General features: G+C 39.9%; 17 protein-coding genes and 1 pseudogene. 7 read left to right on the top strand and 11 right to left on the bottom strand.

Going from position 1 to position 18,709, the window contains the following annotated elements; translation table 11 throughout:
- Positions 1 to 23: 23 nt before the first annotated feature.
- From HGD76_RS22470 to tig, 6 genes are all read right to left on the bottom strand, one after another.
- A complete protein-coding gene (locus HGD76_RS22470; RefSeq protein ID WP_168697084.1) occupies positions 24 to 230 on the bottom strand; it encodes a hypothetical protein in 207 nt (68 codons plus the stop codon).
- Between the two features lie 6 nt (positions 231 to 236).
- The gene (locus HGD76_RS22465) at positions 237 to 1,064 is read right to left on the bottom strand and encodes an alpha/beta fold hydrolase (protein WP_015078067.1); all 828 of its coding nucleotides are present in this window, start codon (positions 1,062 to 1,064) and stop codon (positions 237 to 239) included.
- A gap of 22 nt (positions 1,065 to 1,086) precedes the next feature.
- Entirely contained in the window at positions 1,087 to 1,218 is a 132-nt protein-coding gene (locus HGD76_RS26040; RefSeq protein WP_267904296.1) for a hypothetical protein, read from the bottom strand.
- A 78-nt stretch (positions 1,219 to 1,296) separates the two neighbouring features.
- Positions 1,297 to 2,640, bottom strand: a complete 1,344-nt coding sequence (clpX, locus tag HGD76_RS22455) for an ATP-dependent protease ATP-binding subunit ClpX (RefSeq protein ID WP_015078066.1) — start codon at positions 2,638 to 2,640, stop codon at positions 1,297 to 1,299.
- 30 nt (positions 2,641 to 2,670) lie between these two features.
- The gene (clpP, locus tag HGD76_RS22450) at positions 2,671 to 3,348 is read right to left on the bottom strand and encodes an ATP-dependent Clp endopeptidase proteolytic subunit ClpP (protein WP_168697083.1); all 678 of its coding nucleotides are present in this window, start codon (positions 3,346 to 3,348) and stop codon (positions 2,671 to 2,673) included.
- Positions 3,349 to 3,516: 168 nt separating this feature from the next.
- Entirely contained in the window at positions 3,517 to 4,926 is a 1,410-nt protein-coding gene (tig, locus tag HGD76_RS22445) for a trigger factor (RefSeq protein ID WP_168697082.1), read from the bottom strand.
- An 822-nt stretch (positions 4,927 to 5,748) separates the two neighbouring features.
- Here tig and HGD76_RS22440 point away from each other — a divergent pair.
- The 3 genes from HGD76_RS22440 to HGD76_RS22430 all read left to right on the top strand — a co-directional run bounded on the left by HGD76_RS22440 (position 5,749) and on the right by HGD76_RS22430 (position 9,839).
- Positions 5,749 to 6,762, top strand: a complete 1,014-nt coding sequence (locus tag HGD76_RS22440) for an aspartate-semialdehyde dehydrogenase (protein ID WP_168697081.1) — start codon at positions 5,749 to 5,751, stop codon at positions 6,760 to 6,762.
- 187 nt (positions 6,763 to 6,949) lie between these two features.
- Entirely contained in the window at positions 6,950 to 7,852 is a 903-nt protein-coding gene (gene dapA / locus HGD76_RS22435) for a 4-hydroxy-tetrahydrodipicolinate synthase (protein WP_168697080.1), read from the top strand.
- Positions 7,853 to 8,072: 220 nt separating this feature from the next.
- A complete protein-coding gene (locus HGD76_RS22430; protein ID WP_015078060.1) occupies positions 8,073 to 9,839 on the top strand; it encodes a ribonuclease J in 1,767 nt (588 codons plus the stop codon).
- A gap of 80 nt (positions 9,840 to 9,919) precedes the next feature.
- Here the strand turns inward: HGD76_RS22430 and HGD76_RS22425 are convergent.
- Positions 9,920 to 10,153, bottom strand: a pseudogene (locus HGD76_RS22425) (SLC13 family permease); the annotation flags it as partial.
- 391 nt (positions 10,154 to 10,544) lie between these two features.
- Between HGD76_RS22425 and HGD76_RS22420 the strand changes: the two are divergent.
- On the top strand, positions 10,545 to 10,922 hold the full coding sequence (locus tag HGD76_RS22420; RefSeq protein WP_168697079.1) for a Mo-dependent nitrogenase C-terminal domain-containing protein: 378 nt from the start codon (positions 10,545 to 10,547) through the stop codon (positions 10,920 to 10,922).
- On the opposite strand, the gene HGD76_RS22415 is transcribed toward HGD76_RS22420, so the two are convergent.
- Positions 10,919 to 11,113, bottom strand: a complete 195-nt coding sequence (locus tag HGD76_RS22415; RefSeq protein ID WP_168697078.1) for a hypothetical protein — start codon at positions 11,111 to 11,113, stop codon at positions 10,919 to 10,921. The two genes, HGD76_RS22420 and HGD76_RS22415, sit on opposite strands and share 4 nt — an antisense overlap.
- Positions 11,092 to 12,939 carry a caspase family protein gene (locus tag HGD76_RS22410; protein ID WP_168697077.1) on the bottom strand — a complete coding sequence of 616 codons (1,848 nt, stop codon included), beginning with the start codon at positions 12,937 to 12,939 and terminating at the stop codon, positions 11,092 to 11,094. The genes HGD76_RS22415 and HGD76_RS22410 overlap by 22 nt, the downstream gene beginning before the upstream one ends.
- Before the next feature lie 794 nt (positions 12,940 to 13,733).
- On the opposite strand from HGD76_RS22410, the gene rpmF reads away from it, so the two are divergent.
- On the top strand, positions 13,734 to 13,910 hold the full coding sequence (gene rpmF, locus HGD76_RS22405) for a 50S ribosomal protein L32 (protein WP_041457480.1): 177 nt from the start codon (positions 13,734 to 13,736) through the stop codon (positions 13,908 to 13,910).
- 272 nt (positions 13,911 to 14,182) lie between these two features.
- Here the strand turns inward: rpmF and HGD76_RS22400 are convergent, their stop codons facing one another.
- Entirely contained in the window at positions 14,183 to 15,568 is a 1,386-nt protein-coding gene (locus HGD76_RS22400; RefSeq protein WP_168653548.1) for an aldehyde dehydrogenase, read from the bottom strand.
- A 66-nt stretch (positions 15,569 to 15,634) separates the two neighbouring features.
- Between HGD76_RS22400 and HGD76_RS26155 the strand changes: the two genes are divergently transcribed.
- Together HGD76_RS26155 and HGD76_RS22390 are read left to right on the top strand one after the other, a co-directional pair.
- The gene (locus tag HGD76_RS26155) at positions 15,635 to 16,348 is read left to right on the top strand and encodes a rubrerythrin family protein (protein WP_168697076.1); all 714 of its coding nucleotides are present in this window, start codon (positions 15,635 to 15,637) and stop codon (positions 16,346 to 16,348) included.
- 231 nt (positions 16,349 to 16,579) lie between these two features.
- Complete coding sequence (locus HGD76_RS22390) at positions 16,580 to 17,323, top strand: DUF561 domain-containing protein (RefSeq protein WP_168652264.1); 744 nt, start codon at positions 16,580 to 16,582, stop codon at positions 17,321 to 17,323.
- Between the two features lie 108 nt (positions 17,324 to 17,431).
- On the opposite strand, the gene HGD76_RS22385 is transcribed toward HGD76_RS22390, so the two are convergent.
- Positions 17,432 to 18,580, bottom strand: a complete 1,149-nt coding sequence (locus tag HGD76_RS22385; RefSeq protein ID WP_168697075.1) for a DegT/DnrJ/EryC1/StrS family aminotransferase — start codon at positions 18,578 to 18,580, stop codon at positions 17,432 to 17,434.
- Positions 18,581 to 18,709 lie beyond the last annotated feature (129 nt).

Below are 18,709 nucleotides of genomic sequence, written 5' to 3'. Positions count from 1 at the left end.
ATTAACAATTAATACACGCTAAATTAATGACTAATCTCTAATTTTAAACAACATAATTCATCTATTTTAACTGGCTTAATAGGTAGAAGTAAGTTTGATGGTAGCTTTTTTCCTTCTAGTGCTGCGGTAAATCCTTCGTTAACTATTATTGCTAATGCTTTGCGGGTGGGACAACATTTATTGACAAGAAAGTAGTATTTGTAGTTATTTTTAGATAATTTTAGGCTCAAACCCAATTACGAACAACTTAAAAACTCTTTGACTTTTGCCAAATAAGTTTCTGCGTCTTCCAACATCGGAAAATGTCCCGTATTGGGAATAATATTTAATTCAACCTTATCACTTAAAGCCGCGGCTGTTTTTCCTAATTTAGCCGGAATAATAATGTCATATTCCCCAGCAATTAGCAAAGTTGGGATAGTTAATTTCGCAAATTCTCCCGGCATTGTTTCCGCTTGTTCTTGACTAACAGAAGTATAAATAGTCCCTAAGGCCGCATCATAATTAGCATTAATAAAATCTTCTAAAAAAGCCTGTCGTTCAGCTTTAGGAATAGAACGATGTAAAAACCTAGCCATAAACATTCTATCAGCCAAGGGAATTTTACTTAACCATTGGGGACGGAATTTAACTACATAACCACCGAATTGATGAAAAGCAGAAAAAGCCTTTTCATCATATTCAAAAATTCCACTACAAGTTAAAATTCCCTTTTCAACTTTTTGGGGATAACGATTAAAAAATAAAGTAGCAATAGAAGCACCCATAGAATGGGCATTAATATAAACACGATCAAGATTTAACTCATTTAATAAAACCGCCAAATCTTCCGCATATTCTGTTAATTCATAACTTAAATGAGGCTGACATTGAGAACGGCCAAAACCCCGTAAATCATATAATAAACAATCAAAATTATCTAATAAAGCCTCAGCCGTACTTTGCCAATATCTTGCTGAACCAGCCCAACCATGCAAAAAAACCATCACCGGTTTCATAACATCTGATGATTTTTTCATCCACTCGTAATAATGATCAACACCCCGAACATTTATATAACTCATTGTCACAATTAAGAATTAAAAATTAAAAACTAACAATTGTCAATTGACAACTGACAACTGACAACTGTACGGGCGAAGCATTTGGAGAACTATTTTTGGCAATGACCGATAATTTATCTTCCAAATGCTTCTGACAACTGTACGGGCGAAGCATTTGGAGAACTATTTTTGGCAATGACCGATAATTTATCTTCCAAATGCTTCGCCCCTACTGACCACTGACAACTGACAATTAAGCCGACTCTGGTTTAGGTAAAGAAGAAGGATGTACTATCAGTTCCGCAGTAGAACGTTTTTCCACCATTTCCTTAGTAATAGTACAGCGAGTCACATCCTTACGAGAAGGTAACTCATACATTACATCCAGCATCAACTCTTCCACAATACCGCGTAAAGCCCGCGCTCCAGTTTTTCGCCGATAAGCCTCTTGAGCGATCGCTCGCAACGCATCTGGTTTAAAATCTAACTGGACATTGTCCATATTCAGCAGTTTTTGGTACTGTTTCACCAAAGCGCTGCGTGGTTCAGTCAGAATTGCCATCAGCGCGTCCTCATCCAGAGGATCTACCACAGCCACCATGGGAATCCGCCCAATAAACTCAGGAATCATGCCAAATTTCACCAAATCATCCGGTTGCAAATGACGCAATGTATCCGCAGCGCGTTTTTCCTTAGTTTGCACATCTCCTGGTTGAACAAAGCCGATTGACTTTTTACCCACTCTCTGATCTACAACCTTTTCCAAACCGACAAAAGCCCCACCACAGACAAACAAAATATTACTCGTATCAATTTGGATACAATCTTGATATGGGTGCTTACGTCCGCCTTGTGGTGGAACATTAGCAACAGTCCCCTCCAACATTTTCAGCAAAGCCTGTTGTACCCCTTCCCCAGAAACATCCCTAGTAATCGAGGGATTTTCACTCTTGCGGGCGATTTTATCAATTTCATCAATGTAGATAATGCCCCGTTGAGCCTCTTCCACATCCAAATCAGCCACTTGCAACAGTCGTAACAAGATATTTTCCACATCTTCCCCCACATACCCCGCTTCAGTTAGGGTTGTAGCATCAGCCACAGCAAAGGGGACATCCAGAATTTTAGCGAGAGTTTGTGCCAATAAAGTCTTACCGCAACCAGTCGGACCAATAAGTAAAATATTGGACTTTTGTAGTTCTATAGCATCATCAGCCTCAACTTTGGCACTGCCTTTAGCCTGAAGAATAGCCAACCGTTTGTAGTGATTGTAAACAGCGACAGATAGCACTTTTTTAGCTTCATCTTGGCCGATCACGTGTTCGTCTAAATAATTTTTAATCTCCCTCGGTTTAGGAATTTGATTAAATGAGAGATTAGACGAACGTGTCCGCCGTTTTTCCGCTGGTTCTGACTTTTGAGTTGGTTGTGATGCTGCCGCAGTATTAGTATCCAGCAACTCCTCATCAAGGATTTCATTACACAAGTCAACGCATTCATCGCAGATGTAGACTCCCGGACCTGCGATTAATTTACGGACTTGCTCTTGAGACTTACCACAAAATGAACATTTTAAATGGGAGTCGTACTTAGACATATCAGCCTCTTATTTCAGAATGATGACGATTTACCCTGCTGTGGGCAGATTTTGTCGAGAAATGACCTGATCAATCAAACCATAATTCTTCGCCTCTTCTGCTGACATGAAAAAGTCGCGCTCGGTATCAGTTTCAATTCTTTCCAAGGGTTGACCAGTATGTTTAGACATTAATTGATTTAATTCACCCTTGATGTAAAGGATTTCTCGCGCTTGAATTTCAATGTCAATAGCCTGCCCTTGAGCGCCACCCAGGGGTTGGTGAATCATAATCCGGGAGTCAGGTAAGGACATCCGCTTTCCGGCAGTTCCAGATGTTAATAAAAAAGCCCCCATGCTTGCGGCTAGTCCAAAACAGATAGTTACAACATCGGGACGTATTTGTTGAATTGTATCATAGATTACCATACCCGCGTAGACAGAGCCACCAGGAGAATTAATGTACAATTGAATATCCTTTTCCGCGTCTTCAGAATCGAGGAAAAGTAATTGGGCAACAATAGAATTAGCGACAACATCATCTATCGGTGTTCCCAAAAAAATAATCCGCTCGCGCAGTAAGCGGGAGTAGATGTCAAATGCCCTTTCTCCCATCCCCGACTGTTCTACAACCATCGGTACAATGTTGCTAGAGGTGCTTAAATTGCCACTAGCCCCGATAGGACTCAAGCTGTTGATGGGGTAATTTCCTGACTGCGATACAAGCATAATCTAGAATATTTAACAATAGATGAAATGAAATTGTGAACTGTTAACCATTATGCCTTATATGGCAAAATTCAGGGCGCAGAAGGCAGGAGGCAGGGGCAGGGGCAAGAGTAAAAGAAAGAACTTTTACCTATGACCCATGACCCATGACCCATGACCCATGACCCATTACTCAGGATTACTGGTTTCTTCTTCCTGAGCTGCTTCAGCGGCTTCTGCTTCTGAATCTGGTTCTTCTGGAGGAGTTAAAGACCCTTCTGCTACTAGTTCCACAGAAGAACGTTCTAGTAACCAATCAACAATCTTTGTGGTGAGAAGTTCTTCTTGAACAACTCCACGTAATCTCTTTTCATCCAAATCTTGATCAGCATACTCTGTCAGCAATTCTGTGACTCTAGCTTCCACTTCTGCGGCTGCAACTTCAATAGATTCGCGTTTACCAATTTCTTGCAAAGATAGAGTCCGTTTAAGACGTTCTATAGCTTCAGGTTTGGATCTATCCCGTAATTGGGGAATAATTTCCTGGGTAAATAGCTTTTTCACATCTATTCCCTGCTCAGACAACTTCATTGCTGTTTGTGACAGCATAGCATCAACTTCTTGATCAATTAATGTTGTTGGCAAGTCTATTTCGACATGATTAAGCAATTCTGTTAATAAAGCTTCTTGCTGATTATTTCTGGTTTTATCTGCGGCTTCTTTTTCATACCGCTGGGTCAATGATGCCCGCAATTCCTCTAATGTCTCAAAGTCACTGACTTCTTGAGCAAAATCGTCATCCAACTCTGGCAATTCTTTAACTTTAATTTCTTTAAGCGTGATGGTAAACAGAGCCGCTTTACCAGATAATTCTTCGTTACCATAAGGATCTGGGAATTGAGCAGATACCTCTTTTGTTTCCCCAGGGTTCATACCCACTATCCCCAACACAAAACCGGGAATAAACTTATCTTCTTGTAACTCAACTTGAAAATCAGTTCCTTCTCCACCAGGAATTGGTTTGGGTTCACTGTCAGGATCATCACCTTCAGTTTTAGCAATTACACCCTTAAAGTCAATTACTGCCATATCACCGATTTCCGTAGCCCGTCCTTCTACAGGGACCAAAGTTCCTAACTTTTCTCTTTGGGCTTCAATAACGGTATCTACCTGGGTAGGATCATATTTAATTTCCTCCGCTTTGGCTTCTAAACCAGTGTATTGGTTTAACTTGATTTCTGGAATTACATCCACAGCCACCGCAAAAGTCAGGGGTTTTCCTGGTTCATAACTATTAATCAAATCATCAAAGGAAGAGCGTAATTGGGGCTGACCAAGAGCGGTAATTGCTTCTTGTTTAATTGCTTGCTCAATCCCTTCTTGAATGATTTCTTCTAGGGCAGTTGCCTTAACGCGAGTAGTACCGATACGTTGTATTAATATTTGCCGGGGTACTTTGCCTTTACGAAACCCAGGAATATTTACGGTTTTAGTTAAATTTCTCAGGACTTGCTCGTATTTTTGTGTGGTAATTTCCGATGTAATTTCTATTTCTAAACCAATTTGACTAGCGGGGAGTTTTTCCTGGGTAACTTTCATGCTTTATTTCTTGTTTTCTGGTATTTTAATCTGCTATCTAAATACTAGACAAGTCTAGACATTTACTTCTTACTTCAACGGGGGTATGGGATTGGGCATTGGTGTCAACTTAAACTAAAAATGGCTTATCTGTTGCCTTCCACAACCGTCAGGGAATAAATTCCCTGTCTCATAGCTCAAGTCCGTTTTAACGGACTAATAAATTTGCCTAGTGTTTAGTCATCAAAAGATAACTTTTATTATTAGCAAAGAGCTTGAGTTCCTTGCCGGATGGGGTTTTGCGTTAAGTTGACACCAATGGGGATTCAGTTATCCCGACTTCAGCTTACACGCTGTCTTCAAGACGTGATTATCCACTGACTAGCTATCATTCAGCTAAAAATGCTTATGAATCTCCTTAGGGAGATATCCAGTATACTGCCAAAAGTCAGGGACAAAACACTTTATGGTATTCTTCAATGGTAGCCTTAACTCCGGTAACATAACTTTACAGATCGGGCTTCTTAAAAATACCTAAAATATTAATCGCGCTTCTTTTTCTTTTTTTTTGCAGTTTGCCGTATAATAGAATATTATACGATAGTATATAACTATATTTGATCGCTATAACTTAAATTGCTGTAGACCATGGTATCAGTTAATTTTGCCATATGAATAACAAAGTCTCAAATTCCTTAATAACCATCAAAAACTGAGATATAATCACAAAAATATGCAAATTTTACTATTTAAAATCTGCTGTTGAGCGGAACGACAGAAACATTTAATTTTTAAGTTGTCCGAAAAAAAAGTGCTAATTACCTCTTAGAGGAGGAGTCGAGTTTGTCTAAGTCCTATCGTGTAGCTATTTTGGGTGCAACTGGTGCTGTAGGTACGGAGTTGCTGGAATTACTAGAAAGTCGAAATTTTCCCCTAGCTGATTTAAAATTGTTGGCATCAGAACGCAGTGCGGGAAAAACACTCAGATTCAAAGGGGAAGATATCCCAGTTGAAGCTGTGAGCGATCGCAGTTTAGAAAATATAGATATAGTCTTAGCTAGTGCTGGGGGTAGCATCTCCAAAACATGGGCTGGGATAGCTGTGCAAAAAGGAGCAGTGGTAATTGATAATTCCAGTGCCTTTCGGATGAACCCGGATGTCCCCTTGGTAGTTCCAGAAGTAAATCCCCAAGCCGCATTTACTCACAAAGGAATTATTGCCAATCCCAACTGTACAACGATTCTTATGTCCTTGGCAGTGTGGCCTTTACATCAAGTCAAACCAGTTAAAAGGATTGTAGCTGCTACCTATCAATCTGCTAGTGGTGCTGGTGCTCAGGCCATGGAGGAAGTAAAAATCCAAAGTGACGCTATACTACAAGGAAAACAACCTGTAGCGGAAGTTTTACCTTACCCATTGGCATTTAATTTATTTACCCATAATTCTCCGATGACAGCTTGGGGATATTGTGAGGAAGAAATGAAAATGGTGAACGAAACCCGCAAAATCTTTGGTAGTCAAGAAATCAGAATTACCGCGACTTGTGTACGGGTTCCCGTCCTCCGCGCCCATTCTGAGGCGATTAATCTAGAGTTTGAAACACCTTTTGATCCAGATGAGGCCAGAGAAATTTTAAGAAAATCACCTGGTGTTAAATTAGTGGAAGATTGGCAAGCAAATTATTTCCCTATGCCCATAGATGCCAGTGGTAAAGATGAAGTTTTAGTAGGCAGAATTCGTCAGGATATTTCTCATGCTTGCGGTTTAGAATTGTGGCTATGTGGCGATCAAATTCGTAAAGGTGCAGCTTTAAATGCAGTGCAAATTGCCGAATTATTAGTAGAAAAAATTTACTAAAATTGACTACAGTATAAGTTTAAATTCAGTCATTTGTCACCATTAATTAATAACAAATAACCGACAACTGTACGGGCGAAGCATTTGGAGAACTATTTTTGGCAATGACCGATAATTTATCTTCCAAATGCTTCGCCCCTACTGACAACCGACAACTGACAACTAACAAATTAGGAGAGAAAAGAGTGTGGGAGATTTTGGAACAGTTGTAACCGCTATGATTACGCCGTTTAAAGCAGACGGTAGTATTAATTATGATGTAGTTGCCAAACTAGCAGATTATCTAGTTAACAACGGTACAGATACATTGGTGGTGTGTGGAACAACAGGGGAATCCCCAACCCTGACTTGGGACGAAGAATACCAATTATTTGCTGAGGTATTGCAAACTGTAGCAGGTAAAGCTAAAGTAATGGCTGGATGTGGTTCTAATGACACCAAAGAAGCGATCGCTGCCACCCAAAAAGCCGCTAAGATAGGAGTACATGGTTCTTTACAAGTAGTTCCCTACTACAACAAACCGCCACAAGCTGGATTATATCGACATTTCCAAGCAATAGCACAATGCTGTCCCGACCTGCCAATGATGTTATATAACGTTCCTGGGCGCACAGGTCAAAACCTCAGTTCAGAAACAGTGGTCAAGTTAGCAGAAATTAATAACATTGTTGCCATTAAAGAAGCCAGTGGTAACTTAGATCAAGTGAGTGAAATCCGTCGCTTGACACCAAAAGAATTTGAGATTTACGCTGGAGATGATTCTTTAACCCTGCCCATGTTAGCGATCGGCTCTCAAGGTATAGTCAGTGTAGCTTCTCATTTAGTGGGTAATCAAATCCAAGAAATGATTCAAGCATGGAAAGTGGGAAAAACTGAAATTGCTACCGACATTCATCTGCAACTGTTCCCATTGTTTAAAGCTTTATTTTTAACTACCAATCCCATTCCTGTCAAAGAAGCACTAAAACTGCAAGGTTGGGAAGTAGGTTCAACTCGTCTACCCCTGTGTGACGCTGATACAGATGTATCTAAAAAATTAGAGTCAGTCATGCAAAAACTGAATTTAATCCCAGCCACAATAGGTGAGTGATTTATAAATAATGTGTACAAATTGTTACTTTATTGCAATTTAAACACCTGTGCTACAACTGACTCATATAAAAATCATTCAGTTTTAAGTCCGTTTTCGGTAAACAAAATTGAATAGGACTCCATCAAAAACTAAATTTAAACAGAAATTTGGTCTTTTCTTTCATCCCAGAAACCGAACTATCAACTGATTCACAACTAACAAAAATATCCAGGACAAAATGGTTAAAAACGAAGCTAATTCCGCTCTCAAAATTATTCCTTTGGGCGGTTTACACGAAATAGGTAAAAATACTTGCGTTTTCGAGTATGAAGACGAAATTGTCCTTTTAGACGCAGGATTGGCATTTCCCACAGAAGCCATGCACGGAGTAAATATTGTATTACCTGACACAACTTATCTACGAGAAAATCGCCACAAAATTAAAGGGATGATCGTCACTCATGGTCATGAAGACCATATTGGGGGAATTGCTTTTCACTTGAAGCAATTTGATATTCCAGTGATTCATGGACCAAGACTAGCAATGGCAATGCTAGAGGGTAAATTAGAAGAAGCTGGGGTAAAAGATCGCACAGAATTAAGAACAGTTATGCCCCGGGACATGGTGCGAATTGGCAAACATTTCTTAGTTGAATATATCCGTAACACCCACTCCATTGCTGATAGCTTCACTGTTGCTATTCATACACCAATAGGCGTAGTTATCCACACCGGAGATTTTAAAATTGATCATACTCCCGTAGATGGTGAGAAGTTCGACTTACAACGTCTGGCAGAACATGGTGAAAAAGGCGTACTTTGCTTATTGAGTGATTCCACTAACGCAGAATTGCCAGGATTTACACCTTCTGAACGGGCTGTTTTTCCTAATCTTGACCGAGAATTTTCCCACGCAACTGGACGCTTATTTATAACGACCTTTTCTTCTAGCGTCCATCGCATTAACATGATTTTGCAACTAGCAAGAAAACATAATCGTGTAGTGACGATTGTTGGGCGTTCCATGCTGAATTTAATCGCCCATGCCCGCAATTTAGGTTATATCAAATGTGAAGATAGCCTGTTCCAACCGTTGCATACTGTGCGGGGAATGCCAGATGAAAGAGTGCTGATTTTAACTACTGGCTCTCAGGGTGAAAGAATGGCAGCAATGACAAGAATTGCTAATAAAGAACACCCCCATATCAAAATTCGCCAAGGAGATACGGTTTTATTCTCTGCTAACCCCATTCCTGGTAATACAATTGCGGTGGTTAATACCATTGATAAATTGATGATTCAGGGGGCAAAAGTGGTCTATGGACGGGATAAGGGGATTCACGTTTCTGGCCACGGTTGTCAGGAAGAACAAAAGCTGATGATTGCTTTAACTCGTCCCAAGTTCTTTGTGCCATTTCACGGTGAACATCGGATGTTAGTCAAGCATTCGGAAACTGCTCAAAGTATGGGCATTCCGGCAGAAAATATGATCATTATCGAAAATGGGGATGTCATTGAGTTGACAGAACATTCTATCCGCGTTGCTGGGAAAGTGCCAGCAGGGATTGAATTGGTGGATACTTCGAGTTCTGGTATGGTTAGTTCTAAAGTGTTGCAAGAACGCCAACGCATGGCTTCTGAAGGGACTGTGACTATTGCTGCTGCTATTGATTGGAGTGGTAAGCTGATGGCTAAACCAGAACTTCTCATGCAGGGTGTGGTGACAAGTATCGAGCGATCGCTGTTGCAAAAATGGGTACAACAACGCATTGAAGAAATTCTCAGCGTCCGTTGGTCAGAGTTTTCACCTGTTGAAGGACAACCCGCTGATACAGATTGGGGTGGTTTGCAGGAAACATTAGAGCGTGAATTGGCTCGTTCTATGCGGAGAGAGTTGCAATGTCAACCTTCTCTGACGTTGTTGATGCAAGTCCCTGAAGAACCTGCTGCTAAGGTTTCTGATGGTAGAAGACGACGCACCCGTTCTACTGCGGTTGCTTCTTAAAGAATTATTTCGCGCAGAGACGCTAAGGAGCAAAGGCGCAAAGGTGTTTTTTGGCATCTTTGCGTTTTTGTTTGGGAGTTATTTTGGGGATTACCGCTTAGTGTGGTAACAGAACCAATGTTAGTCGCACCGGCTACAGCTAATAAGTAGGGAATGGGATTTAAGCCTAAAGATAGAGTTAGACTTAAAGCGATGGGTGTAAAAATTAGGGCTATGGTGTCATTGAGAAAGTAGGCAGAGAGGATGCCACAGCCAAAAGTAAGGACTATCAATAAGCTCAGAGGACTACAAGTAAAGCTCAATAGCAACACCAATACTTAGATAGGTTAAGGAAAAGGTACTATAAATGACAAATTTAGTAAAAATCACGGACTAGATTTAGCTATGTAAGAATATTTTTCTTAATCTTAATTATTCATAATTATTGCTATAATAAGTTTTGTTGCAGTTAAAAGAAATCACAACTAAAGGCAGATGTCTTTATTAGAATTTTAACTGTGCCAAGTTACTAATAAGATTGAACAAGTACAGTATTGCTTTTTGGGAAATTATGGTCGGATTGACGTATTAACATATAGATTCAATCAGAGGAAGCAGTTAATTACACCTCTTACAGAATTTCCTTCCTGTTCTGTGCTTCAGGTTCTTGTCATACTCTATATTCATTAGTCAAGTGAATACCCTCATAAGAAAAGAGGAATTACTGTGAAAGTATCTAAAAATACCAGCAAAAATATTTTTTTAGCAAGTTGGATTTCTATAAATCCAGTAGAGGCTAGTGCAGCTAATGTTAATCCATTGCACCATGTTGCAGCTGATTCTATTTGGGACTTTTTGCGTCCTGTGCGTAATTGGCTAGATAACATCCAAGTAAGCGATCGCCTATTAGCTCATCGTTTGTGTAAATACATTCCGGCTCAGTGTCCATTTGAGCGTGATGTCAAAGTATTTGGGAAAACACTGTTTCACATTCCGCCAATGTGTAAACTTAATCCTTTATACGAAGAAGTAGTAGGTTTGCGATTTAAAGCGATGTGCTATCTAGCTGATACCTGTGGCGAAGATATTTCCCAATATTGCTAATGGGTCATAGGTAATGGGTAATGGGTAATGGGTAATGGGTAATGGGTAATAGGTAATGGGTAATAGGTAGTAGTTTTACAACTGACAACGAACAACTGACAACTGACAACTGACAACTGACAACTGACAACTGACAACTGACAACTGACAACTGACAACTGACAACTGACTAATTCTTTTGCTGTTGCCATTTTTGGATAGCATCCTGAGCATCTTCATAAGCAATCGTCACTTTTGGGACTAATATAGCAGTGGCGACAGCGGCATTAAAATCTCCTTGAGTGGCGCGGATTTTGGCTAAATCTAAAATTTTTTCACTCCACTGATTAATTGACGTTTGGGCAATTTCAAACCCAGGTTGTCCTTTTTGGATTTTTTTGGCTACTTCGATAGCGCGATTATATGTAGATGCTTGTTCAGGAATGATCAAAGCTGTAGCTGCATCTAAGAGAGTTTTATTGCTTACATATTGCTTGGCTTCTAGTTGCCATTTTTGAATGACAGTTTGGGCTTGGGTATGAAGTGGCTCTTTTTTGGTAATTAACTGGGCAGTTGCTATCGCATTTTCATATTTTCCTTGTTTGGCTTGTGCTTGTGCCAACTCTAAAATCATTTGACACCAAACCTGAATATTCTCCTGAGCTTTGGCGTGTAGTGGTGCGTTCGCTGGAGTTCTTTGGGCTTTAGCGATCGCAATACTTAAATTACTCGGTTGAGTAGGGACAAGAGACATTTTTTCTAGGTCGGAAATAGCTTGATTACGTTGATGAGAGTCTGTATTTGAATTGATTTGGGCTGTACTAGGATTTTGAGGAGTGGGAAATATTTGGGGAAGTGGAAGTTTGCTAGTCCGATGATTAGATACTGTTTTTGAGAAATTTTTAAACCGGAAACTCTCATGATTACGGAGTAAAAATGTAGTAATTAAACCTACTACCACCATAATACCGCCACCCCAAATAATAAACTGTTGCCAAATTGGTAGCTCGGACTGGGATGAAGGATAGGTGTTAGCTGTGGGGAGAGCGGGAATAAATCTGCCCCCCGGTTTGGATGCTGGGGAAGTTGCTAAGGTGTAATTGCTGCTAATAAGTGACTCTGAGGTTGGTGGAAGTGCTAAATTTCCCCCTGTCTTTATTTGGCTTAAAGTAGTCTCTACTGAGGCATTCTCTGTCCACCAAGCCTTGTCTGTGGCGCTAGAGGGACTATTTTCTAGAGGAGGTGCAGTCCGGGTGATAGCAAAACTTTCTGCTGGGAAAATTAGTGCTTCTGAGTTTTCATCTAATGTCAACGTGGGTAAAATAGCTGGCTGTTGAGAGGGAATGATAGTCACAGGGTTTTGGACTGGCCGCCAGTGGTGTTGACAAAGTTTGGGAGTAAGATAAGTCAGATAAGCGGCTAAATCGGCAAAGTTGTAGCCTTTTGCAGAACCCAAGGCTTCTAATAATGCTGCTGTGAAGAAACCATGACCTAATTCTGTGCTTTCATGGGAAAATTCTTCAGGTTGACAGGAAATAATTGCCCCCATTTGCAGTTCTTGGGCTAGTTCGATGATTTCTTGTCCTACGGGTGCATCGGCTTGAGTCCCAAAAGCGCGATTAATATCAAAGATGAGTAAGATATTGAGTCCGGTAACTTGTAGACTCTGTAAGAGCGATCGCACTTCTATCCCGGTTTCGGGAACTTGATCAGGATTCCCTGCGACTGGCATTAAATAATCTTGTTCTTTGTGGTTAACCCCGTAGCCGCTAAAAAATAACCATAGACAGTCCTCTGGCTGCCAGAATGTGGCTGCTAATTCTTCTAGCAACGAGAGGATGTTTTCCTTTGTCGGATAGGAGGATTGCTCTCCTATGGGGGGTGAAGTATTTGTCATTAACAGGCATTTTTCGGGAAGAAAACCTGCTTGTGTCACCAAAAAATCCTTAATTGCCTCAGCATCGGCTTGAGCGCAACTGAGAGGTTGAAACGATTGATATTGATTAATGCCGATGGCGATCGCCCAGTAATTTACCATCCCGCTCTTTGTCGGTTGTTTGTTGTTTGCCTGAAATTGCTGTTAGCACTGGGCTTTCACCACAAAGCTAACTTACATCTTAGAGGATGTTTTAAAAGTTTTTAATGTGTAAACAGACCCCTCTCCAAACCTCTCCCCTGGTAGGGGAGAGGCTTTAAAACCCCCATTCCCTTGTAGGGAAGGGGGGGAGGGGGGTTAGGTTTTTGGAGATTATGGGTTTCATATAATACTTTTCAAACAACCTCTTATAGTTTAGTTACTCTTCACCTCTTGATGAAATTTGTTGTAGTTTATACAACATAAATAATCGTAAAATACTTGCACTCGATTTCCATGATCGATCACTCAGGAGCTACAAGTTTATGTTCAGGATTTATACAGAACAACCATTTTCAGTGATCCTCGTTTCAATTATTAGCCAAGTTGGCAAAAAAATCCGAATTATTCATAAGATCACGCGGTAAGCGGGAAACTCAGTCCCTTTAGGGCTGGGTTACTGACAGTGGAGTTTGGCTGTTCTTAGCAGTTCCTTTATGGTTAACGACGGAAGCGATCGCACCAATCTTATCATTAAAAGTCAGTCGTCCTCAATGGAAAAAACTTCCTGATCCCCAACAAGCGGGCAATTTACTTCAAAACAGCCCGCTTGTTACTGTTCTTTGATCAATAGATGACAAGCATTCCAGTCCTTAATCTTTAGCGATGATTTGGATAACAGTTCTTTTAATAGTACCATAATGTCAATTGATCGCTTACAATAGGAAGGTTGTCAAGAATCACGATATACCGCTGTCATGGCTGTTCCTAAGAAGAAAACATCAAAATCTAAACGAGATAAACGTCGCGCTACCTGGAGACACAAGGCTGTTGTTGAAGCGCAAAAAGCTCTTTCCCTTGGTAAATCCATTTTGAGTGGCCGTTCTAAATTCGTCTATCCAACGACTGAGGAAGAAGAAACAGAAGAATCTTAAAGAAGAATTCAGTAGTCTCCAATTCAGGAGTTAGAATAAATTTATACTCGTGACGGCTGAGATTTGAATTTTTACAAGATTACTAAAAACCTAAATGTGTAAGGGTTTAGCACTGCGCTTTACCCCTACCTGGAGAATCAAACAATTAAGCCATTTTTTGTATCAATACCTACGAATCAAGGCTTTTTTCAATTTTGCTAAGGTATTGAAGTATAGATTGGAATTCCTAGAAAATCCTCAAGTTAAATTCTAACTCTGTGATTCCTGGAATTTTAAATACCAATAATTTTTTTCAACAGCGATAATTTACCTTGATAGGGTGCGTATCGCCAATTTATATCTAAACGAAATGAGTTTTGCAAGACACTTTTGTCATGAGAAAAAGTGTCAAAACCAGCTTTACCGTGATAGCTACCCATCCCACTATCACCCACACCCCCAAATGGTAAAGAAGAAACAGCAACCTGCATTACTGTGTCATTAATACATACTCCCCCAGATGATGTTTCCTGTAAAATGCGGTTTTGCAGGTTTTTGTTTTGGGAAAATAAATATAAAGCCAGGGGTTTTGGTCTAGAGTTAATTAAGGTAATAGCTTCATTGATATCTGTATATTCAATGATTGGTAAAATTGGCCCGAATATCTCCTCTTGCATAACTGCATCTTCTAAAGAAACATTTTCTAACAAAGTGGGAGCAATATAAAGTTCTTCACGGTTAGTTTCACCACCAATAATCACTTTACCACATTTGAGTAAATTAGCTAATCTGTCAAAATGTTTTTGATGAATAATTCTGGCATAATCGGGACTATTAGCAGGATTTTCACCATAAAATTCTTTGAGACATTTTTGCAAAGCATTAACTAAATTTGGTTTAATTTTAGCATCTACCAACAAATAATCCGGGGCAATACAAGTTTGTCCAGCATTAATAAATTTACCCCAGATAATGCGTTTGGCGGTATGTTCTAGATTGATATCTGTATCAATGATACAAGGACTTTTTCCCCCCAATTCCAAAGTCACTGGAGTGAGATGTTTTGCAGCAGCTTCCATGACAATTTTACCAATGGCTGTCCCACCCGTAAAAAGGATGTGATCAAATTTTTCTGCTAGTAACTGTTGACTAGTTTCGACTGCTCCAGGGACAACTGTAATATATTCTGGATCAAAGTATTTATGAATAAGTTCTGTGATTAAATTGGAAGTATGAGGCGCAAGTTCTGAAGGTTTAATGATGGTACAATTTCCCGAAGCAATCGCCCCAACCAAAGGTGAGATAATTAACTGAAAGGGATAATTCCAAGGACTGATAATTAAAATTACTCCTAACGGTTCTGGATATATTTTAGCCGAGTATGGAAATAAGTCTAAAGGAACGGCTGCTTTTTTGGGTTTTGTCCAAGTATTGATATGTTTGAGAGCATAATCAATTTCTTTATTCACACCGATTTCTGTAGCGTAACTCTCAAATTCTGGTTTACGTAAATCGGCTTTTAATGCTTGAATAATTGCTGTTTTATTCTCAATTACTAATTGTTTGAGGATTTTGAGTTGTCCAATCCGAAAAGTAACATTTTTCGTTTTACCAGTTTGGAAAAACTGCCGTTGTTTGGCAATAATCTCGACGCATTTTGGTAATTCGTTAGTAATCATTTTAACCAAATTTTAAAGTATATGTTTTAATATAATGCAATAACCTCTCATAGAGATTCACCAATTATGGATTTGTCCAATTTTACTACACTACAAAATTTAGAATCAGCCTTTGGTGGGGAATCAATGGCAAATCGTAAATACCTATTTTTTGCAGCAGTAGCACGTAAACTGGGTTTTTCCGATTTAGCGAAACTTTTTAAAGAAACAGCAGATCAAGAAACTGAACACGCTTTTGCACATTTTGAATTATTACATCCAGAACTTGTAGTTAAAGACGCAGCGGTTTTAACTGATGCACAAAAACGGGAAATTATCTCTCGTTGTTTGTCTTTAGCGATCGCAGGTGAAACCTATGAATATACAACAATGTATCCTGAATTCGCTGCTGCTGCCCAAACTGATCGAGATCATCCCGCAGCAGCAGAATTTCTCCAACAAGCTCAAGAATCTAGTGATCATGCTAACACATTTCGCACCGCAGCCCATCGTTTTGGATTACTTAAATTCATTGAAAATCATCACGCAGATCGCTACACTGAAGCCTTAGAAGTATTAAACGGTGGAGAAGCTGTCACTAGAGTTGTCAGTGAAGATCCGCAAACGCAAAAATGGATTTGTAGACAATGCAGTATGATTTACGATCCGGTTACTGGTGATCCTGATTCGGGAATTGCACCAGGTACAGCGTTTGCAGATATTCCTGATGATTGGAATTGTCCTATTTGCGGTGCGACGAAAAAGACTTTTAAGCCCCTTGAGGAAAAAGTTGCTGTTTAAGATAAGTAAATGTCGAAGTTTTATTTGATTCCAAGTACAGGCAAAATATAAATTATTGGTGTCAGGTCATTAAAAACACATCTACCAGTAGTATCCATAATTACAGACACTTCACTACTATTTAATTGAGGAAATTACTGGAGTGAAGTGGACTGAATTTTTTTCAAAATTAAATATTGCTATATTTAGTGTAAAAATATTCCTACTGAAATAAGCTGCAAAAGAAAAATTATGACTATGTATCCTAACCTCAACCGGGCATTTGCTCATCCTGTACTAAAGGTAATTAGCGGTTTGAATAATTTCAATGCTGCTAGTGTGGCTGCAACTGTAAAAGCGGCTGATTTGGGTGGTGCGACTTTTGTGGATATTGCTGCTGATGTGGATTTGGTAAGATTGGCGAAAAGCTTGACTAAGTTACCTATTTGTGTATCTGCGGTTGAACCAGAAAAGTTTGTCACTGCTGTGGCTGCTGGTGCGGATTTGATTGAAATTGGTAATTTCGATTCTTTCTACGCCCAAGGACGCAGATTTGAAGCTGCTGAGGTTTTGGAACTAACTCGCCAAACCCGTGCCTTGCTGCCAGAAATTACCCTATCTGTGACTGTTCCCCATATTCTCACCTTAGACCAACAGGTACAACTGGCTGAAGATTTGGTGAAAGCTGGTGCTGATATTATTCAAACTGAAGGTGGTACTAGCAGCAATCCTATTCACCCTGGTACTTTGGGTTTAATTGAAAAGGCTGCTCCCACTTTAGCCGCAGCTTATGAAATTGCCCGTGCGGTTTCTGTACCTGTACTGTGTGCTTCTGGTATTTCTAATGTTACTGCACCTTTAGCGATCGCTGCTGGTGCATCTGGTGTTGGTGTTGGTTCAGCTATCAACCAACTCAACAGCGAAATCGCTATGATTGCTGCCGTGCGGAGTTTAGTAGAAGCTTTAGCGACTGCAAATACTCGCACATTTGCGTAAGAGGGAACAGGGAACAGGGAACAGGGAACAGGTAAGAGGTAAGAGGTAAGAGGTAAGATCAACATTCTCCCTGCCCCTTGACCCCTGCACCCCTGATCTCTGAACAATTCAAGATAAACAATTTTTCAAAGTATCAATGACTTTATCTTGTTGTTCTTGCTCCAATTCTGGGAACATGGGTAAAGATAAAACTTCTTGACTTGCTTGTTCTGATACTGGCAATTGTCCTGGTTGATAACCTAAATTTTTATATACTGGTTGCAAATGCAAAGGTAAGGGATAGTAAATCATGGAATTAACACCCTGTTCCTGCATTTGGTTTTTTACGGAATCTCGATATTTACCACTTGCACCATTACGTCTTTCTCCAGAGATGCGAATGGTGTATTGATTCCAAACACCAACTCCGGAGGTAAATTCCTGGGGGACAATAATATCAGAAACTTGGCTGAGGTGTTGGTAATAATAATCAGCGATTTGCTTGCGTCTGTTATTCCAAAGATCGAGATAGCGGAGTTTGATTTGCAGAATTACGGCTTGAATAGCATCTAAACGACTATTGACACCGATTTCTTCATGAATATATCTTACTTTACTACCATGTTCCCGCAAAATTCGCAATTGAGTAGCGATCGCTGGATCATTTGTGGTAATTGCCCCACCATCACCGCAACCACCGAGATTTTTGGTAGGGTAAAAACTAAAACAACCAATATGTCCAATACTCCCAACTTTTTGATTTTCCCAACTTGCACCGGTAGCTTGAGCGCAATCTTCAATTACTGCTAAATTATGAGCTTTGGCAATCTCCATTAATCCTGTCATATCTACAGGGAGTCCAAATAAATGCACTGGCATAATTGCCTTGGTTTTTGCTGTAATCGCTGCTGCTACTTTTTCTACATCTAAATTAAAGGTAGTCGCATCAATATCTACAAATACTGGTATTGCCCCTACCGCACTGATAACTTCTGTTGTCGCAAAAAAAGTAAAGGGTGTAGTAATAACTTCATCACCTGCACCAATTCCTAAAGCGCGTAATGCTAAAAATAGGGCATCAGTACCAGAGTTACAAGTTACGCATTCGCTTACGCCATGATAAGCTGCAAACTGTTGTTCAAAATCTGTAACTGCTGGACCACCAATATAACGCCCAGAAGCCAGAACCGCTAAGACAGCAGCACTTACTTCAGTTTCAATGGTGGCATATTGTTGTTTAATATCAAAGGCCGGAATCGAATTTACACTTTTAATCATGAGGTTTTATTTTAGTTGTCAGTGGTCAGTTGTTAGTAGGGGCGAAGCATTTGGAAGGTAAATTATCGGTCATTGCCAAAAATAGTTCTCCAAATGCTTCGCCCGTACAGTTGTCAGTTGTTAGTAGGG

The organism is Dolichospermum flos-aquae CCAP 1403/13F (assembly GCF_012516395.1).
Classification (GTDB): domain Bacteria; phylum Cyanobacteriota; class Cyanobacteriia; order Cyanobacteriales; family Nostocaceae; genus Dolichospermum; species Dolichospermum lemmermannii.
The sequence above is the reverse complement of the archived record's forward strand: the minus strand, read 5'-3'. Positions and strand labels throughout refer to the sequence as shown.